At 60.5% G+C, this 18550-nt stretch carries 16 protein-coding genes; 6 read left to right on the top strand and 10 right to left on the bottom strand.

Annotation, left to right across the window (positions count from 1 at the left end; all coding sequences use genetic code 11):
- Positions 1–38: 38 nt before the first annotated feature.
- From ftsY to rpoH, 4 genes are all read left to right on the top strand, one after another.
- On the top strand, positions 39–1490 hold the full coding sequence (ftsY, locus tag GHO42_RS24305) for a signal recognition particle-docking protein FtsY (protein WP_153326896.1): 1452 nt from the start codon (positions 39–41) through the stop codon (positions 1488–1490).
- On the top strand, positions 1487–2158 hold the full coding sequence (gene ftsE, locus GHO42_RS24300; protein ID WP_016782600.1) for a cell division ATP-binding protein FtsE: 672 nt from the start codon (positions 1487–1489) through the stop codon (positions 2156–2158). The genes ftsY and ftsE overlap by 4 nt, the downstream gene beginning before the upstream one ends.
- Positions 2155–3177: a permease-like cell division protein FtsX gene (ftsX, locus tag GHO42_RS24295; protein ID WP_094999798.1), complete on the top strand. Its 1023-nt coding sequence runs from the start codon at positions 2155–2157 to the stop codon at positions 3175–3177. The genes ftsE and ftsX overlap by 4 nt, the downstream gene beginning before the upstream one ends.
- A gap of 114 nt (positions 3178–3291) precedes the next feature.
- Positions 3292–4146 carry an RNA polymerase sigma factor RpoH gene (gene rpoH / locus GHO42_RS24290; RefSeq protein WP_004419731.1) on the top strand — a complete coding sequence of 285 codons (855 nt, stop codon included), beginning with the start codon at positions 3292–3294 and terminating at the stop codon, positions 4144–4146.
- Between the two features lie 54 nt (positions 4147–4200).
- Here the strand turns inward: rpoH and GHO42_RS24285 are convergent, their stop codons facing one another.
- On the bottom strand, positions 4201–4635 hold the full coding sequence (locus GHO42_RS24285) for a hypothetical protein (RefSeq protein ID WP_094999799.1): 435 nt from the start codon (positions 4633–4635) through the stop codon (positions 4201–4203).
- Between the two features lie 189 nt (positions 4636–4824).
- Between GHO42_RS24285 and GHO42_RS24280 the strand changes: the two genes are divergently transcribed.
- Positions 4825–5325 (top strand): YgjP-like metallopeptidase domain-containing protein, encoded by a 501-nt coding sequence (locus GHO42_RS24280; protein ID WP_094999800.1) that lies wholly within the window; start codon positions 4825–4827, stop codon positions 5323–5325.
- A gap of 51 nt (positions 5326–5376) precedes the next feature.
- Entirely contained in the window at positions 5377–5673 is a 297-nt protein-coding gene (locus GHO42_RS24275) for a helix-turn-helix domain-containing protein (RefSeq protein WP_094999801.1), read from the top strand.
- Here GHO42_RS24275 and GHO42_RS24270 read toward each other — a convergent pair.
- From GHO42_RS24270 to betA, 9 genes are all read right to left on the bottom strand, one after another.
- Positions 5664–6125: a GNAT family N-acetyltransferase gene (locus GHO42_RS24270; RefSeq protein ID WP_094999802.1), complete on the bottom strand. Its 462-nt coding sequence runs from the start codon at positions 6123–6125 to the stop codon at positions 5664–5666. The genes GHO42_RS24275 and GHO42_RS24270 overlap by 10 nt on opposite strands.
- 64 nt (positions 6126–6189) lie before the next feature.
- Complete coding sequence (gene yccS / locus GHO42_RS24265) at positions 6190–8364, bottom strand: YccS family putative transporter (RefSeq protein WP_095020479.1); 2175 nt, start codon at positions 8362–8364, stop codon at positions 6190–6192.
- A 145-nt stretch (positions 8365–8509) separates the two neighbouring features.
- Positions 8510–9688 (bottom strand): NAD(P)/FAD-dependent oxidoreductase, encoded by a 1179-nt coding sequence (locus tag GHO42_RS24260; protein ID WP_016782593.1) that lies wholly within the window; start codon positions 9686–9688, stop codon positions 8510–8512.
- A gap of 144 nt (positions 9689–9832) precedes the next feature.
- The gene (gene dbpA, locus GHO42_RS24255; RefSeq protein WP_256670565.1) at positions 9833–11170 is read right to left on the bottom strand and encodes an ATP-dependent RNA helicase DbpA; all 1338 of its coding nucleotides are present in this window, start codon (positions 11168–11170) and stop codon (positions 9833–9835) included.
- A gap of 150 nt (positions 11171–11320) precedes the next feature.
- On the bottom strand, positions 11321–12751 hold the full coding sequence (mdtD, locus tag GHO42_RS24250) for a multidrug transporter subunit MdtD (RefSeq protein WP_095017825.1): 1431 nt from the start codon (positions 12749–12751) through the stop codon (positions 11321–11323).
- Positions 12752–12875: 124 nt separating this feature from the next.
- Positions 12876–14213 carry a TldD/PmbA family protein gene (locus GHO42_RS24245; RefSeq protein ID WP_094999805.1) on the bottom strand — a complete coding sequence of 446 codons (1338 nt, stop codon included), beginning with the start codon at positions 14211–14213 and terminating at the stop codon, positions 12876–12878.
- Positions 14213–15655 (bottom strand): TldD/PmbA family protein, encoded by a 1443-nt coding sequence (locus tag GHO42_RS24240; protein ID WP_153326892.1) that lies wholly within the window; start codon positions 15653–15655, stop codon positions 14213–14215. Before GHO42_RS24240 ends, GHO42_RS24245 begins: the two co-directional genes overlap by 1 nt.
- A 132-nt stretch (positions 15656–15787) precedes the next feature.
- Positions 15788–16483, bottom strand: a complete 696-nt coding sequence (locus GHO42_RS24235) for an RraA family protein (protein WP_153326889.1) — start codon at positions 16481–16483, stop codon at positions 15788–15790.
- A gap of 292 nt (positions 16484–16775) precedes the next feature.
- Positions 16776–18479, bottom strand: coding sequence for a choline dehydrogenase (gene betA / locus GHO42_RS24230; protein ID WP_094999808.1), 1704 nt, complete (start codon positions 18477–18479; stop codon positions 16776–16778).
- Positions 18480–18550: the final 71 nt, after the last annotated feature.

Genomic DNA, 18550 nt, shown 5'->3' with positions numbered 1-18550 from the left:
CACAGTGGCGCGTCGCTACGATGAGATAGCCGTCCTCCATGTTTGGTTCCAACGACGACAAGAAGACCCCAGCTGCGGCTGGCGAGAAAAAAGGCCTGTTCGGATGGCTGCGCAGAAAGCCGCAGGAAACCGTCGTGGAACAACCCGCGCCTGCGCCCGAAATCATCCCTGAGACGCTGGTTGAGGCCACTCCGGTGGAGGTCGAGGCCGCGCCCGAAGTGGTCGTGGTTGCCGCCGAGCCTGCGATTGAATTGGCCCCCGAGCCGGCACCGTGGCCGCACTTGCCTGTCGCCGAAGAACCGGTGGCGCTTGTCGAGGATGTGCAGGCACCGCATATCGTGCCGCCGATCCCCGAGCCCGAGCCTGTTGTTGAAGCGCTTGCGGTGGTCGAGACTGTTGTTGAGCCAGAGCCAGAGCCAGAGCCAGAGCCAGAGCCAGTTGCCGTCGTCGCGCCTGTAGTCGCTCCTGCACCTGCACCTGCACCTGCGCCTGTGGTGGCTGCCCCAGCCCCGTTGGTCGAGGCCCCGGCCCCCGCGCCAGTTGCGCCCCCCGAGCAAAAAACAGGCTTTTTCGCTCGTCTCAAGCAAGGCTTGTCCAAGACCAGCGCCAGCATTGGCGAAGGCATGGCCAGCCTGTTTCTGGGCAAAAAAGCCATTGATGACGATCTGCTCGAAGAGATCGAAACCCGACTGTTGACCGCCGACGTGGGTGTTGAAGCAACCTCGGTGATCATCAAGAACCTGACGCAGAAGGTCGCGCGCAAGCAACTGACCGATGCCGATGCACTCTACAAGTCGCTGCAGGACGAGCTGGCGGCCATGCTCAAGCCGGTGGAGCAACCGCTGAAAATCGAATCGCAAAACAAGCCATTCGTGATTCTGGTGGTAGGCGTCAACGGCGCGGGTAAAACCACCACCATCGGCAAACTGGCGAAAAAACTGCAGCTTGAAGGCAAGAAAGTCATGCTGGCTGCCGGTGATACCTTCCGTGCGGCCGCCGTCGAGCAGCTGCAGGTGTGGGGCGAGCGCAACCATATCCCGGTCATTGCCCAGCACACTGGCGCGGATTCGGCGTCGGTGATTTTTGACGCTGTGCAAGCTGCCAAGGCCCGTGGCATCGACGTATTGATCGCCGATACCGCTGGTCGCCTGCATACCAAAGACAACCTGATGGAAGAACTCAAGAAAGTTCGCCGGGTCATGGGCAAGCTTGACGAAGACGCTCCCCACGAAGTGCTGTTGGTGCTCGATGCCGGTACCGGGCAGAACGCTATCAACCAGACCAAGCAGTTTGATCAGACCGTTGCCCTCACGGGTCTGGCACTGACCAAGCTCGATGGCACGGCCAAAGGCGGGGTGATTTTCGCCCTGGCCAAGCAATTCAATATTCCTATCCGCTTTATCGGTGTGGGTGAAGGCATCGATGATTTGCGTGATTTTGAGTCCGAACCCTTTGTCCAGGCTCTGTTTGCGGAGCGGGAGCGTCCATGATTCGTTTCGAGCAGGTCGGTAAGCGCTATCCAAATGGACACGTGGGCCTGCACGAGCTGAGCTTTCGGGTCCGTCGAGGCGAATTCCTTTTTGTGACCGGCCACTCCGGCGCAGGTAAAAGCACGCTGTTGCGCCTGTTGCTGGCGATGGAACGCCCGACCAGCGGCAAATTGCTACTGGCGGGGCAGGACTTGGGGCAAATCAGCAACGCGCAGATCCCTTTTTTACGTCGCCAGATCGGTGTGGTTTTCCAGAACCACCAGTTGCTGTTTGACCGCACAGTGTTCAACAACGTCGCCCTGCCGCTGCAAATTCTCGGCCTGTCCAAGGCTGAAGTCGCCAAGCGTGTCGACTCGGCGCTGGAGCGCGTAGCGCTGTCGGACAAGACCGACCTGTACCCGGGTGACTTATCCACGGGTCAGCAACAGCGTGTAGGCATTGCCCGCGCCATCGTGCATCGCCCGGCCTTGCTGCTGGCCGATGAACCCACCGGTAACCTCGACCCGCGTCTGGCGGCGGAAATCATGGGCGTATTTGAAGACATCAACCGCTTGGGCACCAGCGTACTGATTGCCAGTCATGACCTGGCGCTGATCGCACGCATGCGCCATCGCATGCTGACCTTGCAGCGCGGACGCCTGATCGGTGACGGGGAGGCCGCGCAATGAGTGCCACCCGCAGTTCCAAAGTATCCGAGCGCGTAGCTCCAAAGGCTGCCGACCCGCAGCCGCCGAAGAAAAAACACGATGATGACGATGGCCCGACCTTCGCCATGTTGTTTCACGCCTGGGTTGAGGCTCACCGGGCCAGTCTGCTCGACAGCCTGAAGCGCCTTGGCAAGCAGCCGATTGGTAGCTTTTTTACCTGCCTGGTGATGGCGGTTGCCTTGAGCTTGCCGATGGGCCTGTCGTTGTTGCTTAACAACGTCGAGCGCCTGGGTGGTTCCTGGCAGCGTGCAGCACAGATTTCGCTGTATCTGCAGATGGATGCCAGCAGCCAGCAGGGTGAAAATCTCAGCGATCAGATAAAAGGTATGGCAGGGGTGGCTGACGCGGAGTTTATCAGCCGCGAAAAGGCACTCGAAGAGTTCCAGCAGCAGTCAGGGCTGGGCGAAGCGCTTAAAGAGTTGCCCGATAACCCGTTGCCCGGTGTGGTCCTGGTAACCCCGGCAGAAGTCGATAAAGCGACGCTTGAAGCCCTTCGCGAACGCCTTGCGCAGTTGCCGAAGGTGCAACAGGCGCAACTTGATCTAGTCTGGGTCGAACGTCTGGCGGCAATCCTGAAATTGGGTGACCGTTTTGTGTTTGGCTTGACGGTGTTGCTGGTTTCAGCTTTGCTGCTGGTTATCGGTAATACGATTCGTTTGCATATCGAGAATCGTCGCATCGAAATCGAAGTCATCAAGCTGGTCGGCGGTACTGACAGCTATGTGCGCAGGCCCTTTCTTTATATGGGTGCGCTCTATGGCTTTGGTGCGGGAGTTTTATCCTGGGGCGTTTTGGCATTCGGCCTGAACTGGCTTAACGACGCGGTGGTGGGGCTGGCTGGCTTGTACGGCAGCAATTTTGCCTTGGCGGGTGTGCCGGTAGCCGATGGTCTGTCTCTCTTGCTTGGCGCGGTGCTGTTAGGGTATATCGGTGCATGGATTGCAGTTGCGCGTCACTTACGTGAGCTTTCGCCTAAATAGTTTTCTTTTTGCCTGTTGACCTTTTCAGCTTTTTTTGGGAACTTTTTTCCAGGTTTCCGGTCAACTTTCGCAGTGCTGAACTGCACGAGTTATGTGAGACGGAGGTTTTTTCGTATGACCACTTCTTTGCAACCTGCGTATGCGTTGGTCCCTGGTGCGAACCTCGAGGCCTATGTCAATACGGTGAACAGCATTCCATTGCTGACACCGGAGCAGGAGCGTGAACTGGCCGAGAGTCTCTATTATGAGCAGGATTTGGGGGCGGCTCGGCAGATGGTGCTCGCCCACCTGCGTTTTGTTGTACACATTGCCCGTAGTTATTCGGGCTATGGCCTGGCTCAGGCTGACCTGATCCAGGAAGGCAACGTCGGCCTGATGAAGGCGGTCAAACGCTTCAACCCTGAAATGGGTGTGCGTCTGGTGTCTTTTGCGGTGCACTGGATCAAGGCAGAGATCCACGAATTTATCCTGCGCAACTGGCGGATCGTGAAAGTCGCGACCACCAAGGCTCAGCGCAAATTGTTCTTCAACCTGCGCAGCCAGAAAAAACGTCTGGCCTGGTTGAACAACGATGAAGTGCATCGTGTGGCTGAAAGCCTCGGCGTAGAGCCTCGCGAAGTGCGCGAGATGGAAAGCCGCCTGACCGGTCATGATATGGCGTTCGACCCGGCAGCCGAAGCTGACGACGACAGTGCGTTCCAGTCGCCAGCCAACTACCTGGAAGACCACCGGTACGACCCGGCGCGCCAACTGGAAGATGCTGACTGGACCGACAACTCCACCAGCAACCTTCACGAAGCGCTGGAAGTGCTGGACGACCGCAGCCGTGACATTCTGTATCAGCGCTGGCTGGCTGAAGAAAAAGCCACGCTGCACGACCTGGCGCAGAAGTACAACGTGTCAGCCGAGCGGATTCGTCAGCTGGAAAAAAGCGCGATGAACAAGCTCAAACTGTCGATTGCCGCCTGACCGGCCCGACCAAAAAACGCCTCGATCTGATCGGGGCGTTTTTTTTTGGAGGAATTAAAGCCCCCCCTTGCCAGCCTGCTTCGCGCAGGGCCAGTTTGACGGTTGTGCCTTTAGCAACTCTGGATCAACACCATTGGCCCTGAGCAGTGAGTCCACCAGTGATCGGGACATCTCCACCGAATGCACCAGCGACCACACCAGCCCACGCTCTATGCCGCTGGCGTATGCGGTGATTTCATCCGAGACCTCTTCTGCGCTTTTGAGCATCAGCGACACATGGGACAGCGCTTCGATTGCACGGATATCAGGCAGCACGGCAAAGGGTGATTGCTTGCCTGCCCTTAGTGCACGGGTGGGTTTGAGGTTTTCCAGGCAAACGGGCGGGGCCTGAAGCAGGGCGTCGAGAATAAGCCGGGTGGTTTCATCGTGCTGATGATCATCCCGGGGAGTGTGAATGGCTTTGGGATCGTCGGGCGTCGGCTTTTTCATGTTTCTTCCACGGGGGAGCATCGGCGACTGGTGAAGATAGCCCTGTGAGTTTGCGGGTCGCAAGCAGCGCTTGTGTGCATCGTGTTTTCTCGGAAGCGTCTGCCTTTTGGCAGCGTAAAAGTCTGACGTGGGCGCCCGGGGATCGAATTCGCTACACTGGCGCACTTTTACGCTGTGCGTTGGCGCCCCATGACTGTGCTCAAATACCTCCAGGCTTACCCCCAGACCTTGCAAGAGCAGGTGCGCCAATTGATCGAGCGCAACCAGCTGGGCATTTACCTGAGCGAGCGTTATCCACAGCGTCATGCCGTGCAAAGCGACAAGGCCCTGTATGCCTACGCTCAGGAGCTCAAACAGGAATACCTGCGCAATGCGCCATCCTTTGACAAGGTGCTGTTTGATAACAGGCTCGACCTGACCCACCGTGCGCTGGGTTTGCATACTGCTATTTCACGGGTTCAGGGCGGCAAGCTCAAGGCTAAAAAGGAACTGCGCGTGGCCTCGTTGTTCAAGGAAGCGGCGCCCGAGTTTTTGAAGATGATCGTGGTCCACGAGCTGGCCCACTTGAAAGAGTCAGACCACAACAAGGCGTTCTACAAGCTGTGTGAGCACATGTTGCCGGGTTATCACCAGCTGGAGTTCGACCTGCGGGTGTACCTCACGTGGCGGGATATGCAGGGCAAAACCTGACACTTACTTTATGTGTGGGAGCGGACCCGTAAAGACGGGCAGGAGTTCTGAATGGAAGTCAGCAAAACCAAAAGCAGCTTTTACCGGCGCTTGTATGTGGCCTGGTTGATCGATAGCCAGATCGCCAGCAGCGTGCCTGCCTTGACCGAAGTCACCGGCATGCCGCGTCGTACCGCCCAGGACACCATTGCTGCCCTGGCCGATCTGGACATCATCTGCGAATTTGAACAGCAGGATGGCGCCCGCAACCATGCCGGGCGCTACCTGATCCGCAACTGGGGGCCGGTGGACAAAAACTGGGTCGCTGGGCATCTGGTGCAGATCAAGCAGGTGCTGGGTTACCCCTGAGATGTCAGGCGCATGCCGATGTGCGGGATGTTGTCTTCTAGGTAGATCTCGCCCTGGGTGTTGAACCCGTGTTGCTCGTAAAAGGGTTGCAGGTGCGCTTGGGCGGACAGGAATACGGGCTGCCCCGCCCAGTACTCTTCGATATTTTTCAGGGCCTGTTCAAGCAGGGTATGCCCAAGCTTTTGCCCGCGGCCTTCGACGGCAACGATTACGCGGCCGATCACTACGTCACCGCCCTGGGACTCGGGGTCGAGGATGCGGGCGTAGGCCACCAGCTGGTCGTCTTGCCAGCCCATCACATGCAGCGTATCGCCCGTCAGGTCTTGCCCGTCGACGTCCTGATAGGCGCATTTCTGCTCGGCGACAAATACTTTTGAGCGCAATTCGAGGATTGCGTAGAGCTGTTCCTTGCCCAGGTCGTTGTGGTGTTTGCAGAGCCAGTCGGTGGTCACGATCTTGTCCTTGTTGGCGAGTTCATGTCTCGATAGTAGGCGTGATGCCGACTGGCGCCAAGGCCTAAGGTGCCTTGACCAAATGCGCGGCCAGGGTGCGCAGTGGCCCGAGCTGGCGGCAAATCAGCGCCAGTTGGGTTTGTACCAGCCTCTGGTTTTCATCTATTTCATCGGGCATTTGTTCAAGTTCGCCGGCCAGGGCCTCTTCCTCATCACTTTGCACTGCAACCGCCTGCTTGGTGGCCAGGCCCTGGGCAATCTGGTCGATGCTGTCGGCAATCTTGCTCCCGGCCCCTTCAATCAACTGCTCGCGCACTTCGGCAGGCAATTGGGTGTCGCGGTGGGCGCCCAGGCCAGAGAGGTAACTGAGCAAAGTGTGGGACAGCACCAAAAAGCGGAAGCCCATGTCTGCATCCTTACGGAAATGCCCGGGTTCCATCAGCATATTGGCCAGGGTGGTCGACAGCGCCGCATCGGCGTTATGTGCGTTACGCCGTGCCAACCGATAGGCCAGGCTGTCGCTTTTACCCTGGGCATATTGCTGCATGATCTGGCGCAGGTACTGGCTGTTGCAGCTCAGGGTATTGGCCAGCACCTGGTTCAGGCGACGGCCCTGCCAGTCAGGCAAGAACAGGAACACCGCCGCTGCCGCGATCACGCTACCCACCAGGGTGTCGAACAGGCGCGGCAGGAACAGTCCGTAACCATCGCCCACCTGATTGAAGCAAAACAGAATCATCAGGGTGATGGCCGCCGTGCTCAGGGTGTAGCGCGTGGTGCGGTTGATAAAGAACACCACCCCGGCCACGACGGCAAACATCGACTGCACCAGCGGGTTGGGGAACAGATCGAACAACGCCCAGCCCACGGCCAGGCCGATGGCCGTGCCGATAATCCGCTGGCTGAACTTGCGCCGCGTGGCGCCGTAGCTTGGCTGGCACACGAACAGCGTGGTGAGGATGATCCAGTAGCCCTGGCTTGGGTGAATCCAGTGCACCATCGCAAAACCGATACTCAGCGCCAGGGGCAGGCGCAAGGCGTGGCGGAAGATCAGCGAGGTGGGTGTCAGATGCTGGCGCAGGCGTGACCAGACATCCTTGAGGTTGCGTGGCGAGCGGTCGAGCAGGCTGCTATCGGTGGCATCGGCCAGGGTGTCGGGGTTGCTTGCATCGCTCAGCAGGCGGTCGAGGGTGCCGAGGTTGGCGGCCAGTGCCCGCAGTGAGCGCAACAGTCCGCGCCAGGCCGGGTTGCTCTGGATGCGCAAGTGTTCGAGGGAGGCGTGCAGGTCTCCCAGAGCCTCGGCAAAGCTGTCGTCATAGACGAATGGCTGGCGCAGCTTGATCGACTCCGACAGGCGCTGGCAGGCCACGCCTTGCTGGCGCAGCAGACGTTGGCAGCGGAACATCACATCACTGTGGAAGAAGGCGTCGGCCAGGGCGTTGTACGGGTAATGCGACGAGCTGGCACGTTCGTGGATGTCTTGGGCGAGGAAATACAGCTTGAGGTAGCGGCTGAGTTTGGAACCTGGCCGAGTATTGCCGACCCGGTGCAGGATAATTTCCTTGGCGGTGTTCAGCGCCGCCACCACCCTGCCGTTTTGCCGGGCCAGTTCCAGCCGTCCCGCTTCCACGTCCAGTTTGCGGATGGGCTCGAACAGCGCCGACTTGATCTTCAGATACAGCCCCAGTTCCCAGAACAACCGGGCCAGGCTCTGTTGCACCGGCTGATTGGAAAACAGCGCCTGCCACAGCACCGACAGTATCCCGTACCAGGCGGCACCGGCCACCAGCAGCAAGGGTTCATGCCAGAAGTTGGTGACTTCGCCGCCGCGCTGATCCACGCCGATCATGGTGTACACGGCCAGAATCAGTGTGGCTGAAGCAATCGCCCCGTAGCGCTCGCCCAGCGCGCCGAGCATGGTCAGGCCGAAACTGGCCAGGGCCAGCGCGCAGACCATCAGCCAGGGGTAGGGGAAAAGCAACTCGACACTCAGGGCCGAGGCGGTGAAACACACCAGCGTCACCAGCAAGGCGTTGAGACGGCCTTGCCAGCTGTCATCGGTTTCAGACAGCGCACTGGCGATAACCCCCAGAAACAACGGGATCAGCAGTGACATCTCATCCTGATACCAGCAAAAAGCCATGCTGCCGGTCAGGGCGACAAATACCCGCACGCTGTAACTGAACTTGTCCAGTGCCCACAGGCGGCGCAGGGAATGCTGAAAGCTTTTCGATGACATGAAGTGGCGGTGCCTGGCTCGTGATTCGCTAACTTGAGCCAGATAAGACGACAGTGCAATGGGGCTGTCACATCGAACCAAAAATATTTTTCATGCGCCCCTGCCGTCGCTGCTGCAGGTTGCAGCAGCGGCTACGGGGGGCAGGTCAGACGTACTGCGCCGCTGCATACCCCGAAGCCCACGCCCACTGGAAGTTGAAGCCGCCAAGATGGCCGCTTACATCCAGCACTTCGCCGACAAAATACAGGCCGGGGCTTTTCAGCGATTCCATGGTCTTGGACGACACTTCGCGGGTATCGACCCCACCCAGGGTCACTTCAGCGGTGCGATAACCTTCGGTGCCCGCGGGGACCACCTTCCAGCACGCCAGTTTGTCCGCCACCTGCGCCAGCTCCGCCGGGGTGTACTGCTTCATTGGCTTGGACTCGAACCAGTGCTCGGCCAGCAGATTGGCCATCTTCTTGGTGAAGATTTCACCCAGCAGGGTTTTCAACTCGCTGTTGGGGCGTTCAGCCTGCTGTGTTTGCAGCCAGCTCAGGGCGTCGAGGTCGGGCAGCAGATTGATCTCAACCGTGTCGCCGGGGTTCCAGAACGAGGAAATCTGCAAGATCGCCGGCCCGCTCAAACCACGGTGGGTGAACAGGATATTTTCGCGAAAGCTCTGATCGTTGCAGCTCACCAGGCAATCCACCGACGTGCCCGACAGCTCGGTGCAGATCTCTTTGAGCTGATCGGTGATGGTGAACGGCACCAGGCCTGCGCGGGTTGGCAGCAAGGTGTGGCCGAACTGTTTGGCGATTTGATAGCCGAAGCCTGTGGCGCCCAGGGTCGGGATCGACAGCCCGCCGGTGGCGACCACCAGAGACTGGCAGTCAACCGGCCCCAGCGTTGTATTGAGGCTGTAGCCGTTGTCGGTTTTTTCGATCTGTTCGACTGAAGTGTCCAGGTGCAGGCTGACGCCGGCCTGTTTGCACTCGTCGAGGAGCATTTCGAGGATGTCGCTGGATTTGTTGTCGCAAAACAGCTGGCCGAGTTTTTTCTCGTGGTAGGGCACGCCGTGTTTGGCGACCATCTCGATAAAGTCCCACTGGGTGTAGCGGGCCAGGGCCGACTTGCAAAAGTGCGGGTTCTGCGACAGGAAATTGTTGGGCTCGGTGTACATGTTGGTGAAGTTGCAGCGGCCACCGCCCGACATCAGGATCTTTTTGCCTGCCTTGTTGGCGTGGTCGATCAGCATCACCTTGCGCCCACGGTTGGCGGCGGTCAGTGCGCACATCAGGCCTGCGGCGCCAGCGCCAATAATCACAACGTCGGTAGAGCGCAAAGCGGTGTCCTCGGTAAAAGCAGCCCTCACCCCAGCCCTCTCCCTGAGGGAGAGGGAGCTTGACCAGGGTGATTTCGAATTCTATGCAAATCTGCCCCCTCTCCCTCCGGGAGAGGGTTGGGGTGAGGGGGCTCTTGAAGCGTCTTACAAAACCCGCACGCGCAATACGCGGCCTTTGATTTTGCCTTCGCTCAGGCGCTGTGCAGCCTGCTTGGCAATGGTGCGGTCAACCGCCACATAGGCCTGGAAGTCAAAGATGGCGATCTTGCCAACCTGGGCCCCCGGAATGCCTGCGTCGCCGGTCAGTGCGCCAAGGATATCGCCTGGGCGAACCTTGTCTTTACGACCTGCGCCGATCACCAGTGTGCTCATGGCCGGCAGCAACGGTGCGCCGCCCTGAGAGGTGAGGGTGTCCAGGGTTTCCCAGTTCAGCGGAGCTTTCTGCAACTGCTCGATGGCCTGGGCGCGGTGCGCTTCGGACGGTGCAACCAGGCTGATGGCCACGCCTTTTTCGCCCGCACGGCCGGTACGGCCAACACGGTGAATATGGATTTCCGAATCGCGGGCCAGCTCAACGTTGAGCACCATGTCCAGCGCGTCGATGTCCAGACCACGGGCGGCTACGTCGGTGGCAACCAGTACCGAAGTCGAACGGTTGGCAAACATGGCCAGTACCTGGTCACGGTCGCGCTGCTCCAGGTCGCCGTGCAGGCCGACGGCCGAAATGCCCTTGGAGGTCAGGTGATCAACGGTTTCCTGCACCTGCTGCTTGGTGAAGCAGAACGCCACGCAGGACTGCGGGCGGAAGTGGCCCAGTACCTTGGTCACGGCGCTCATGCGCTCTTCAGGCGAGATTTCGTAGAAACGCTGCTCGATTTGGCTGTCAGTGTGCAGCGCCTCTGCTTTTACCTGCTGAGGGTTGCGCATGAACTTGGACGCCAGCTGCTTGATACCGGCCGGGTAAGTGGCCGAGAACAGCAAGGTCTGGCGACGCTCCGGGGTTTTGACAATGATGTCTTCGATGGCGTCATAGAAGCCCATGTCCAGCATGCGGTCAGCTTCGTCCAGTACCAGGGTGTTCAGACCGTCCAGTACCAGCGAGCCTTTGCGCAAGTGTTGCTGGATACGCCCCGGAGTGCCGACGATGATGTGCGCGCCGTGCTCCAGCGAACCGATCTGCGGGCCGAACGACACGCCGCCACACAGGGTCAGCACCTTGATGTTGTCTTCGGCGCGGGCCAGGCGGCGGATTTCCTTGGCGACCTGGTCAGCCAGTTCGCGGGTCGGGCAGATCACAAGGGCCTGGCAGCCGAAGAAGCGCGGGTTGATCGGGTTCAGCAGGCCGATGCCGAAGGCGGCAGTTTTGCCACTACCGGTCTTGGCCTGGGCGATCAGGTCCATGCCTTTGAGGATCACCGGCAAGCTCTGCGCCTGAATCGGCGTCATCTGGGCATAACCGAGGGAGTCGAGGTTAGCCAGCATGGCGGCGGACAGAGGCAGAGTGTTAAAAGCGGTGGCAATGGTGGTCACGGGACTGGCCTGCAAAACAAAATGTCGCGCAGTGTACCAGTCCCATGCCCTTTGCCTGAACATTCTGGACGAGATGTCATCCAGTTCTTGGCGAAAAGTAGCTTAATGTTCCAGCTCATGTTCCGAGTTGGCCTTGGGTTTGCGGCCATCCTGGGGTGACAGTTGCAGGAATATCGCCGCTGCCAGCATCGCCATGATCCCTACTGTGAGGAAGGTCAGCTGGAACGCGCCCAGCACCGTGTCCACCCCATCGTTGCCGCCATCCCCGGTAAAGCCGCCAAGCAATGCCCCGGCGCAAGCCACGCCCAGGCTCAGGGACAGTTGCGCCACCACCGACAGCAAACTGTTGCCGCTGCTGGCGCTGGCGTCGTCGAGATCGATCAGGGTGACGGTGTTCATGGCGGTGAACTGCAATGAGTTGATCGCTCCCAAAACGGCCAGCATTGACAGCAACAACGGGTATGGCGTGTGTTCGGTAACCAGCCCCATGCTGGCCAGCATCAGGCCAAGGGCGAAGGTGTTGGCCGTCAGCACGGTGCGGTATCCCACGCGCTCGATCAATGGCCTGGCCACCCATTTGGCCAGCATGGCGGCCGCGGCCAGTGGCAGCATGCTCATCCCGGCCTGTGACGGGGAATAGCCCAGCGCGACCTGCAACAGCAAGGGCACCAGAAACGGCAGGGCGCCGCTGCCCAGGCGGGCGAACAGGTTACCGAGGATGCCCACTGCGAAGGTCTTGGTTTTGAACAGCACCGGGGAGAACAGCGGGTTGCTGATATTGCCCGCGCGTAACCAGTACGCTGCCAGACAGGCCATGCCCGCAAACAGCAGCAACATCACCCGCAGGTGCGGCATATGCAGCTCGCCCAGGCCTTCCATGGCAATGGTGATAAACACCATCGCCGCGCCAAACAGCACAAAACCCAACCCGTCAAAACGGGTGCGCTCGCTGCCGCGCAAATCCGGAATGAAGTGCCAGACGGCCCAGCAACCGAGAACGCCCACGGGCAGGTTGATCAGGAAAATCCAGTGCCAGCTCAGGTACTGCACCATCCAGCCGCCCATCGTGGGGCCGATCAGCGGGCCGAGCAGGCCGGGAATGGTGATAAAACCCATGATCCGCACCAGCTCCGAGCGCGGATAGGCCTTGAGCACCACCAGCCGGCCGATGGGCAGCATCAGGGCACCACCCAGGCCCTGGACGATCCGTGCGCCGATCAGCTCGTTGAGAGTGCCGGACAGGGCGCAGAGCAACGAGCCGAAACTGAACAGCAGGATGGCGCTGAAAAAGATTTTTTTGGTGCCGAAGCGGTCGGCGATCCACCCCGAGGCCGGGATCAGCAAGGCAACGGTGAGCATGTAGGCAACGATCACACCTTGCATGCGCAGCGGGTTTTCGTCGAGGTCGCGGGCCATGTCGGGCAGGGCGGTGTTGAGGATGGTGCCGTCGAGCGACTGCATGAAAAACGCGATGGCCACCACCCACGGCAACCAGCGCAGGGTTTCAGGGCTTAGAACCGGGCGTACGGGCATAGGACCTCTTTTTATGGACTGTCGATAATCCTCTGTGGGAGCGAGCTTGCTCGCGATGCAGACACCCGGGTTTTTCAGGTAAACCGCGGCGACGCAATCGCGAGCAAGCCCGCTCCCACAGGTGTTACAGCGTCAGCGTGAGCTTTTTGACCAATGCCCCCGGCAGCAGATTCGACGCCGTCTGGCGCTGGTCGTAGGTGCTGGCCGACAGCAACAACTCACGCTCGGCTGTCAGCGCTTCCAGTTGTGAACCCAGCAGACTATAGACGCTGTCATCAAAGCGCATGGTGTTGACCGGGGCCTTTATCTCGCCGTTTTCCACCCAGAAAGTGGCAAAGCGGGTCATGCCGGTCAGGCGGGCGGCCGGTTGGTCCGAGTAGTTCAGGTACCACAGGTTGCTGATATACAACCCGGTGCCCAACTGCTTGAGGATGTCGGCCTGCACCAGGCTCCCTGCCGCCATCGCCAGTGCGCTCGGGGCTTCGCCCTCCGGTGCGCCGTTGACCTCAAGGCCATACTCGGCGGCACTGCGAGAACTCACCAGTTGCTGTTCGGCCTTGCCGTGTTTGACCAGCGACAAGTCCTGACGCGGGTACCCCTCGCCGGAAAACGCCGGGCTCAGGGACTGGCTGACCTGCTCGTCAAACGACACCAGCGGGCTCAGTTGCGCATCGCCCGCGTAGAGCTTTTGCAGCGGGCTGGATTTGCTGGCCAGTGCCTGGGCCGAAAAACCGCCCCAGCACAGCATGCTCATCACTTCTTCCAGCGCCGCCGGCGCCAGGTAGGCCCGGTACTCACCGGGCGCCAGGGCATGCAGCGGGCGATCGAGGAAACTCAGTTGCTCGCGGGCCAGTTGCATGCGCCGGGCGAAACGTTCGCTGTCCCAGTCGGCGCCGGCGTAGCTGGCCTTGACCGCCTGACCGTTGCTGTGGAACAAACTCCAGTCGAAATTGAAGCTATTGGCCTGATGCCAGCCAAACGCGCCCTCGGAGCTGGCATAGCCGTAGCTGATCGGGCCGCTGGCATAAAATCCGACCAGATCTACGCCTTTGGATGCACTGCGGATTTCTTCCAGAACCCGGGCCGTGTCCGGCAGGGGCTGGTTCTGCACGTTATGGCTGTTCCACGGCTGCGGGTTGAGCAGTAAATACGGATCGGCGGGCAACAATGGCAAGGTGTCGCGCAGTTGCCGCAGGGCATCGGCCAGGCGCTGTTTGTCGACATTAGGCTCGCCAGCCAGGGTGAGGTTCACATCGGCGTGGCGGCCGTCGTGGATCAGCTTCAGGCTCAGGCTGGCCTGTTGCACCTGCCCGGCCTGACGCACCTTGCCCTTGTTGAAACGGATAAATTCCGATGCTTCGCCGTTATAGCCCAGGGTGAACTGCTCAGGCGCAAGGATCGCTTTGCCCAACCACTCGACCAACCCCTTGAACTGCTCGGCCTGACTCAATGGGGTACTCATCAGGCATCACCTCCAAACACATCGATTTGACTGAACACGCAGGCGGGGGACGCATGGCCCACGCGGATCACCTGGTTGGGTTCGCCCTTGCCGCAGTTCGGGGTGCCCAGCACCTTGAAAGTGCTGGCGTCGCCCACGGCGCTGAGGTTGCGCCAGAACTGATCGGAAATGCCCCGGTAGTTGGGGTTCTTGACCACGCCCTTGAGTTCACCCTCCTCGATCAACTGGCCCCACTCGCAACCGAACTGGAACTTGTTGCGCGCGTCGTCGATCGACCAGGACCGGTTGGTGGCCATCAGAATGCCGCTTTCGATACCGCCGATCATTTGCTCAAGCGACTGATCGCCTGGCTCGATATTGAGGTTGGCCATACGGTCAATCGGTGGCCGGTTCCAGCCGCAGGCGCGGCTGTTGGCCACGCCTTCGAGGCCCGAGCGGAACTGTGACAGTGCGCCACCCAGCGGGCGTAGCAGCAAGCCTTCGCGGATCAGGAACTCCTTGTAGGCCGGGGTGCCGTCGTCGTCGAAGCGGTAGCTGGCGAGCTCCTCGGGGATGGTTGGGTCGAAGGTCACGTTCAGCAGCTTTGAGCCATATTGCAGGCTGCCGAAGTCGCTGGCCTTGACGAAGCTGGTACCGGCGTAATTGCGCTCGTCACCGAGAATGCGATCCAGTTCCAGCGGGTGTCCGATGGACTCATGGATTTGCAGGATCATCTGGTCGGGCATCAGCAGCAGATCGCGTTTGCCGACCGGAGCATTGGGTGCCAGCAGCAATTGCAGGGCCTGATCGGCGACCTGGGGTGCGGCACCGATCAGCCCGCAGCGGCTGATCACATCGGCGCCACCTTGCTGGCCGAAGTTTTCGCGGCCCAGGCTACGGCTCTGGCTATCGTTGCCGTCATAGGCAGTGACACTCATGCCCGGGTAAACAAAGCGCTGCGCCCGGCGCAGCTCGGCGCCGGCGCTGTTCAGGTAAATTTGCTCGACGTGATTGAGGCCCAGTGAAACCACCCAGCTCACCAGCCGCTCGTCTTTGGGCACGGCGGCCGACTCGGCGCTCAGCAGCTCGAAGCACTCACTCAGTGACGGGAAGGCCTGGTCGAGGTCGGGAGAGAAAAAATCGGCGCGCTCATGGCACACCGGCTCCTGGCTCAGGTTGAGCAGGGCATGCCCGGCGATCAGCTGGGCCTGGGCTTCGGCGCGGTCGAGGGCCGCCTGCAGGCCGGCCTGGGACAGGTCGTTGGTGGCGGCGTAGGCTTCGATACCGCGCAACCGCACGGTGAGCATGGCGCCCTGGTCGTGACTGAATGAGGGAGGCTCTGCGACGTTCTTGCGTACCGACAGGTTTTGCCCGGACTCGCGTACATAGCGTAACGAAAAGAACTCGGCCCGGGTGCGCAGCGCGGCAAAGCGCTGCTTGAGCTGAGGGTAGAAATCGAACATGCACAGACCTCCTTGGACTTGGTGGGTCTGTGGGAGCGGGCTTGCTCACGATGCAGGCAGTGCGGTTAACCCGCTGGACCGCGGTGATGCCATCTCGAGCAAGCCCGCTCCCACAGGGGCGCGCGTAGCGTGTTAAACCGGGCAACCCTTGGCGCGCAGGATGGCGTCAAAACGGTCCGGGTCCAGGGTGCCTTCTTTGATTGCCTTGAGCGTTGCCTGTTCACGGGCCAGCAGATCGTGGCAACGCTTGAGCAATTCCGGCAGTTCACTGCGCGAAGCCGCAACCACGCCGTCACCGTCGCCGATCATCAGGTCGCCTGGCATTACCAGCATACCGGCACACGAGATGGGGACGTTGATTTCGCCGCCGCCGTCAGTGCTCGGACCGCGATGTACGCCGCCGATGGCATAGGCGGGCAGTTCACCGGTCTGCCACTCGTCGAGGTCGCGCAGGGCGCCGTTGATCACCACGCCGACAATCCCGGCCTTGAGGGCCATGGCACGCATGATGCCGCCGAACACGGCACGGGTCAGGTCGGCACTGCCGTCGATCACCAGCACATCGCCGGGGCGGGCCATTTGCATGGCTTTGAGGATCATCAGGTTGTCGCCCGGGCGTACACGGACGGTCAGCGCGCTGCCCAGCATCGGGCGGGTACCGTGGAACGGCTTGAGGCCCAGGCCACCCACGTTGCGGCCCAGACAGTCACTGACTGCGGCTGCGGGGATCTTGCTGAATTCGGTGAGCCATTTTGGATCGAGAGGTTCTGCGTTTGGATTAATCAGGAAGCCGGTCGGCCATTTGCTCGAAGAGACAACATCAAACATAGAAAACCTCTTGGCCAGGCAAGGCTGGCATGTCGGGTGGGGCGGGGGGGTGTGGCGCGAAGCGAGGCACTAGATTAGGCCTGCGCTGAAGCGGGGGCAAGCGGGGCAAGATGAAACTCAAGAGTTACACAAAATTCGTAGCAGCTGCCGAAGGAAGGAGGCTGCGTCCGGTTGCGAAGCGACCGTGAAACCAGATGACGCGATTCATCAGAAGAACCGCATCACCTGAATTTACGACGGCTGTGCCGCCGGACGTAGCCTCGCTCCGCTCGTCAACTGCTACGGATAGTGCTTACTGCGCAGTACGGCTCACTTCACGCAGCGGCTTGCCGCGTACCGGCGCGTCGCCTGCGACGTAGTAGTCGGCAGTGCTGCGCGGCTCCGGCTGGCGGCCACGGATCTTGTCGGCAATTTTCTCGGCGATCATGATCGTCGGTGCATTGAGGTTGCCGGTGGTGATCAGCGGCATGATCGAGGCATCGACCACACGCAGGCCCTGCATGCCATGCACACGGCCTTCGCCGTCGACTACAGCCATTTCGTCGGTGCCCATTTTGCACGAGCAGGACGGGTGGAACGCGGTCTCGGCGTGTTCGCGGATAAAGGTATCCAGCTCTTCGTCGGTCTGCTTGTCGATGCCCGGGCTGATTTCACGGCCACGGAATGCATCCAGTGCTGGCTGCTGCATGATTTCACGGGTCAGGCGGATGCCGTCGCGGAATTCCTGCCAGTCCTGCTCGCTGGCCATGTAGTTGAACAGGATGCTCGGATACTCGCGCGGGTCCTTGGACTTCACATTGATCCGGCCACGGCTCGGCGAACGCATGGAGCCCATGTGCGCCTGGAAACCGTGTTCTTTCACCCCGTTGCTGCCGTTGTAGTTAATCGCTACCGGCAGGAAGTGGTACTGGATGTTCGGCCATTCGAATTCTTCGCGGGTGCGAATAAAACCACCGGCTTCAAACTGGTTGCTGGCACCGATGCCTTTGCCCAGGAACAGCCACTCGGCACCAATGGCCGGCTGGTTGTACCAAAGCAGCGACGGGTACAGCGACACCGGCTGGGTGCAGGCGTATTGCAGGTACAACTCAAGGTGATCCTGCAGGTTCTGGCCAACGCCCGGGAGGTCGTGCACCACCGGGATATCGAGGCTGTTGAGCAGTTCGGCCGGGCCGACGCCGGAGCGTTGCAGCACGGTTGGCGAGCCGATTGCGCCGCTGCACAGCAGCACTTCCTTGCGGGCCTTGGCCTGGATGCGGGTGTCGCTGTCGCCGACCATATAGGAAACGCCAACGGCGCGTTTACCTTCAAACAGGATCTTGTCGGTCAGGGCGTGGGTGACGATTTTCAGGGTCGAACGCTGCTTGGCCGTGTCCAGGTAGCCGCGGGCGGTACTGGCGCGACGGCCGTTCGGCGTCACGGTACGGTCCATCGGGCCGAAACCTTCCTGCTGATAGCCGTTCAGGTCTTCGGTGCGCGGGTAACCGGCCTGTACACCGGCTTCAACCATGGCGTGGAACAACACGTTGTTCCCGGCTTTGGGCGTGGTCACGCTGACCGGACCATCGCCACCGTGGTAGTCGTTGGGGCCGATATCGCGGGTTTCGGCTTTGCGGAAGTACGGCAGGCAGTCCAGGTACGACCAGTCTTCGAGGCCCGGGTATTTCGCCCAGCCGTCGTAGTCCATCGCGTTACCGCGGATGTAGCACATGCCGTTGATCAGGGACGAACCGCCCAGGCCCTTGCCGCGGCCACATTCCATGCGACGGTTATCCATGTGTGGCTCTGGATCGGTCTCGAAGGCCCAGTTGTAGCGACGCCCTTGCAGCGGGAATGCCAGCGCCGCAGGCATCTGCGTGCGGAAGTCGAAACGGTAGTCCGGGCCGCCTGCTTCAAGCAGCAGCACGGTGACGCCTTGGTCTTCAGTCAGACGGGTCGCCAGGGTGTTACCGGCAGAGCCGGCACCAATGATGATGTAATCGAATTCTTGGGACATAAATGCACCCTCTTTGAAGTTGTGGCAGAGCTTGTGGGAGCGAGCCTGCTCGCGATTGCATCAGCGCGGTG

It is taken from the genome of Pseudomonas sp. FSL R10-0056 (assembly GCF_009600105.1).
Taxonomy (GTDB): Bacteria; Pseudomonadota; Gammaproteobacteria; order Pseudomonadales; family Pseudomonadaceae; genus Aquipseudomonas; species Aquipseudomonas bubulae.
This window is presented reverse-complemented; position numbering and strand designations above follow the sequence as displayed.

What these genes read in the sequence shown, in the direction of transcription:
- GHO42_RS24245 (WP_094999805.1), bottom strand. Translation starts at nt 14,213, where the DNA reads ATGAGTACCCCATTGAGTCAGGCCGAGCAGTTCAAGGGGTTGGTCGAG.
- betA (WP_094999808.1), bottom strand. Translation starts at nt 18,479, where the DNA reads ATGTCCCAAGAATTCGATTACATCATCATTGGTGCCGGCTCTGCCGGT.
- ftsE (WP_016782600.1), top strand. Translation starts at nt 1,487, where the DNA reads ATGATTCGTTTCGAGCAGGTCGGTAAGCGCTATCCAAATGGACACGTG.
- rpoH (WP_004419731.1), top strand. Translation starts at nt 3,292, where the DNA reads ATGACCACTTCTTTGCAACCTGCGTATGCGTTGGTCCCTGGTGCGAAC.
- GHO42_RS24285 (WP_094999799.1), bottom strand. Translation starts at nt 4,635, where the DNA reads ATGAAAAAGCCGACGCCCGACGATCCCAAAGCCATTCACACTCCCCGG.
- GHO42_RS24275 (WP_094999801.1), top strand. Translation starts at nt 5,377, where the DNA reads ATGGAAGTCAGCAAAACCAAAAGCAGCTTTTACCGGCGCTTGTATGTG.
- GHO42_RS24240 (WP_153326892.1), bottom strand. Translation starts at nt 15,655, where the DNA reads ATGTTCGATTTCTACCCTCAGCTCAAGCAGCGCTTTGCCGCGCTGCGC.
- ftsX (WP_094999798.1), top strand. Translation starts at nt 2,155, where the DNA reads ATGAGTGCCACCCGCAGTTCCAAAGTATCCGAGCGCGTAGCTCCAAAG.
- yccS (WP_095020479.1), bottom strand. Translation starts at nt 8,364, where the DNA reads ATGTCATCGAAAAGCTTTCAGCATTCCCTGCGCCGCCTGTGGGCACTG.
- dbpA (WP_256670565.1), bottom strand. Translation starts at nt 11,170, where the DNA reads ATGCTGGCTAACCTCGACTCCCTCGGTTATGCCCAGATGACGCCGATT.
- GHO42_RS24235 (WP_153326889.1), bottom strand. Translation starts at nt 16,483, where the DNA reads ATGTTTGATGTTGTCTCTTCGAGCAAATGGCCGACCGGCTTCCTGATT.
- ftsY (WP_153326896.1), top strand. Translation starts at nt 39, where the DNA reads ATGTTTGGTTCCAACGACGACAAGAAGACCCCAGCTGCGGCTGGCGAG.
- mdtD (WP_095017825.1), bottom strand. Translation starts at nt 12,751, where the DNA reads ATGCCCGTACGCCCGGTTCTAAGCCCTGAAACCCTGCGCTGGTTGCCG.
- GHO42_RS24280 (WP_094999800.1), top strand. Translation starts at nt 4,825, where the DNA reads ATGACTGTGCTCAAATACCTCCAGGCTTACCCCCAGACCTTGCAAGAG.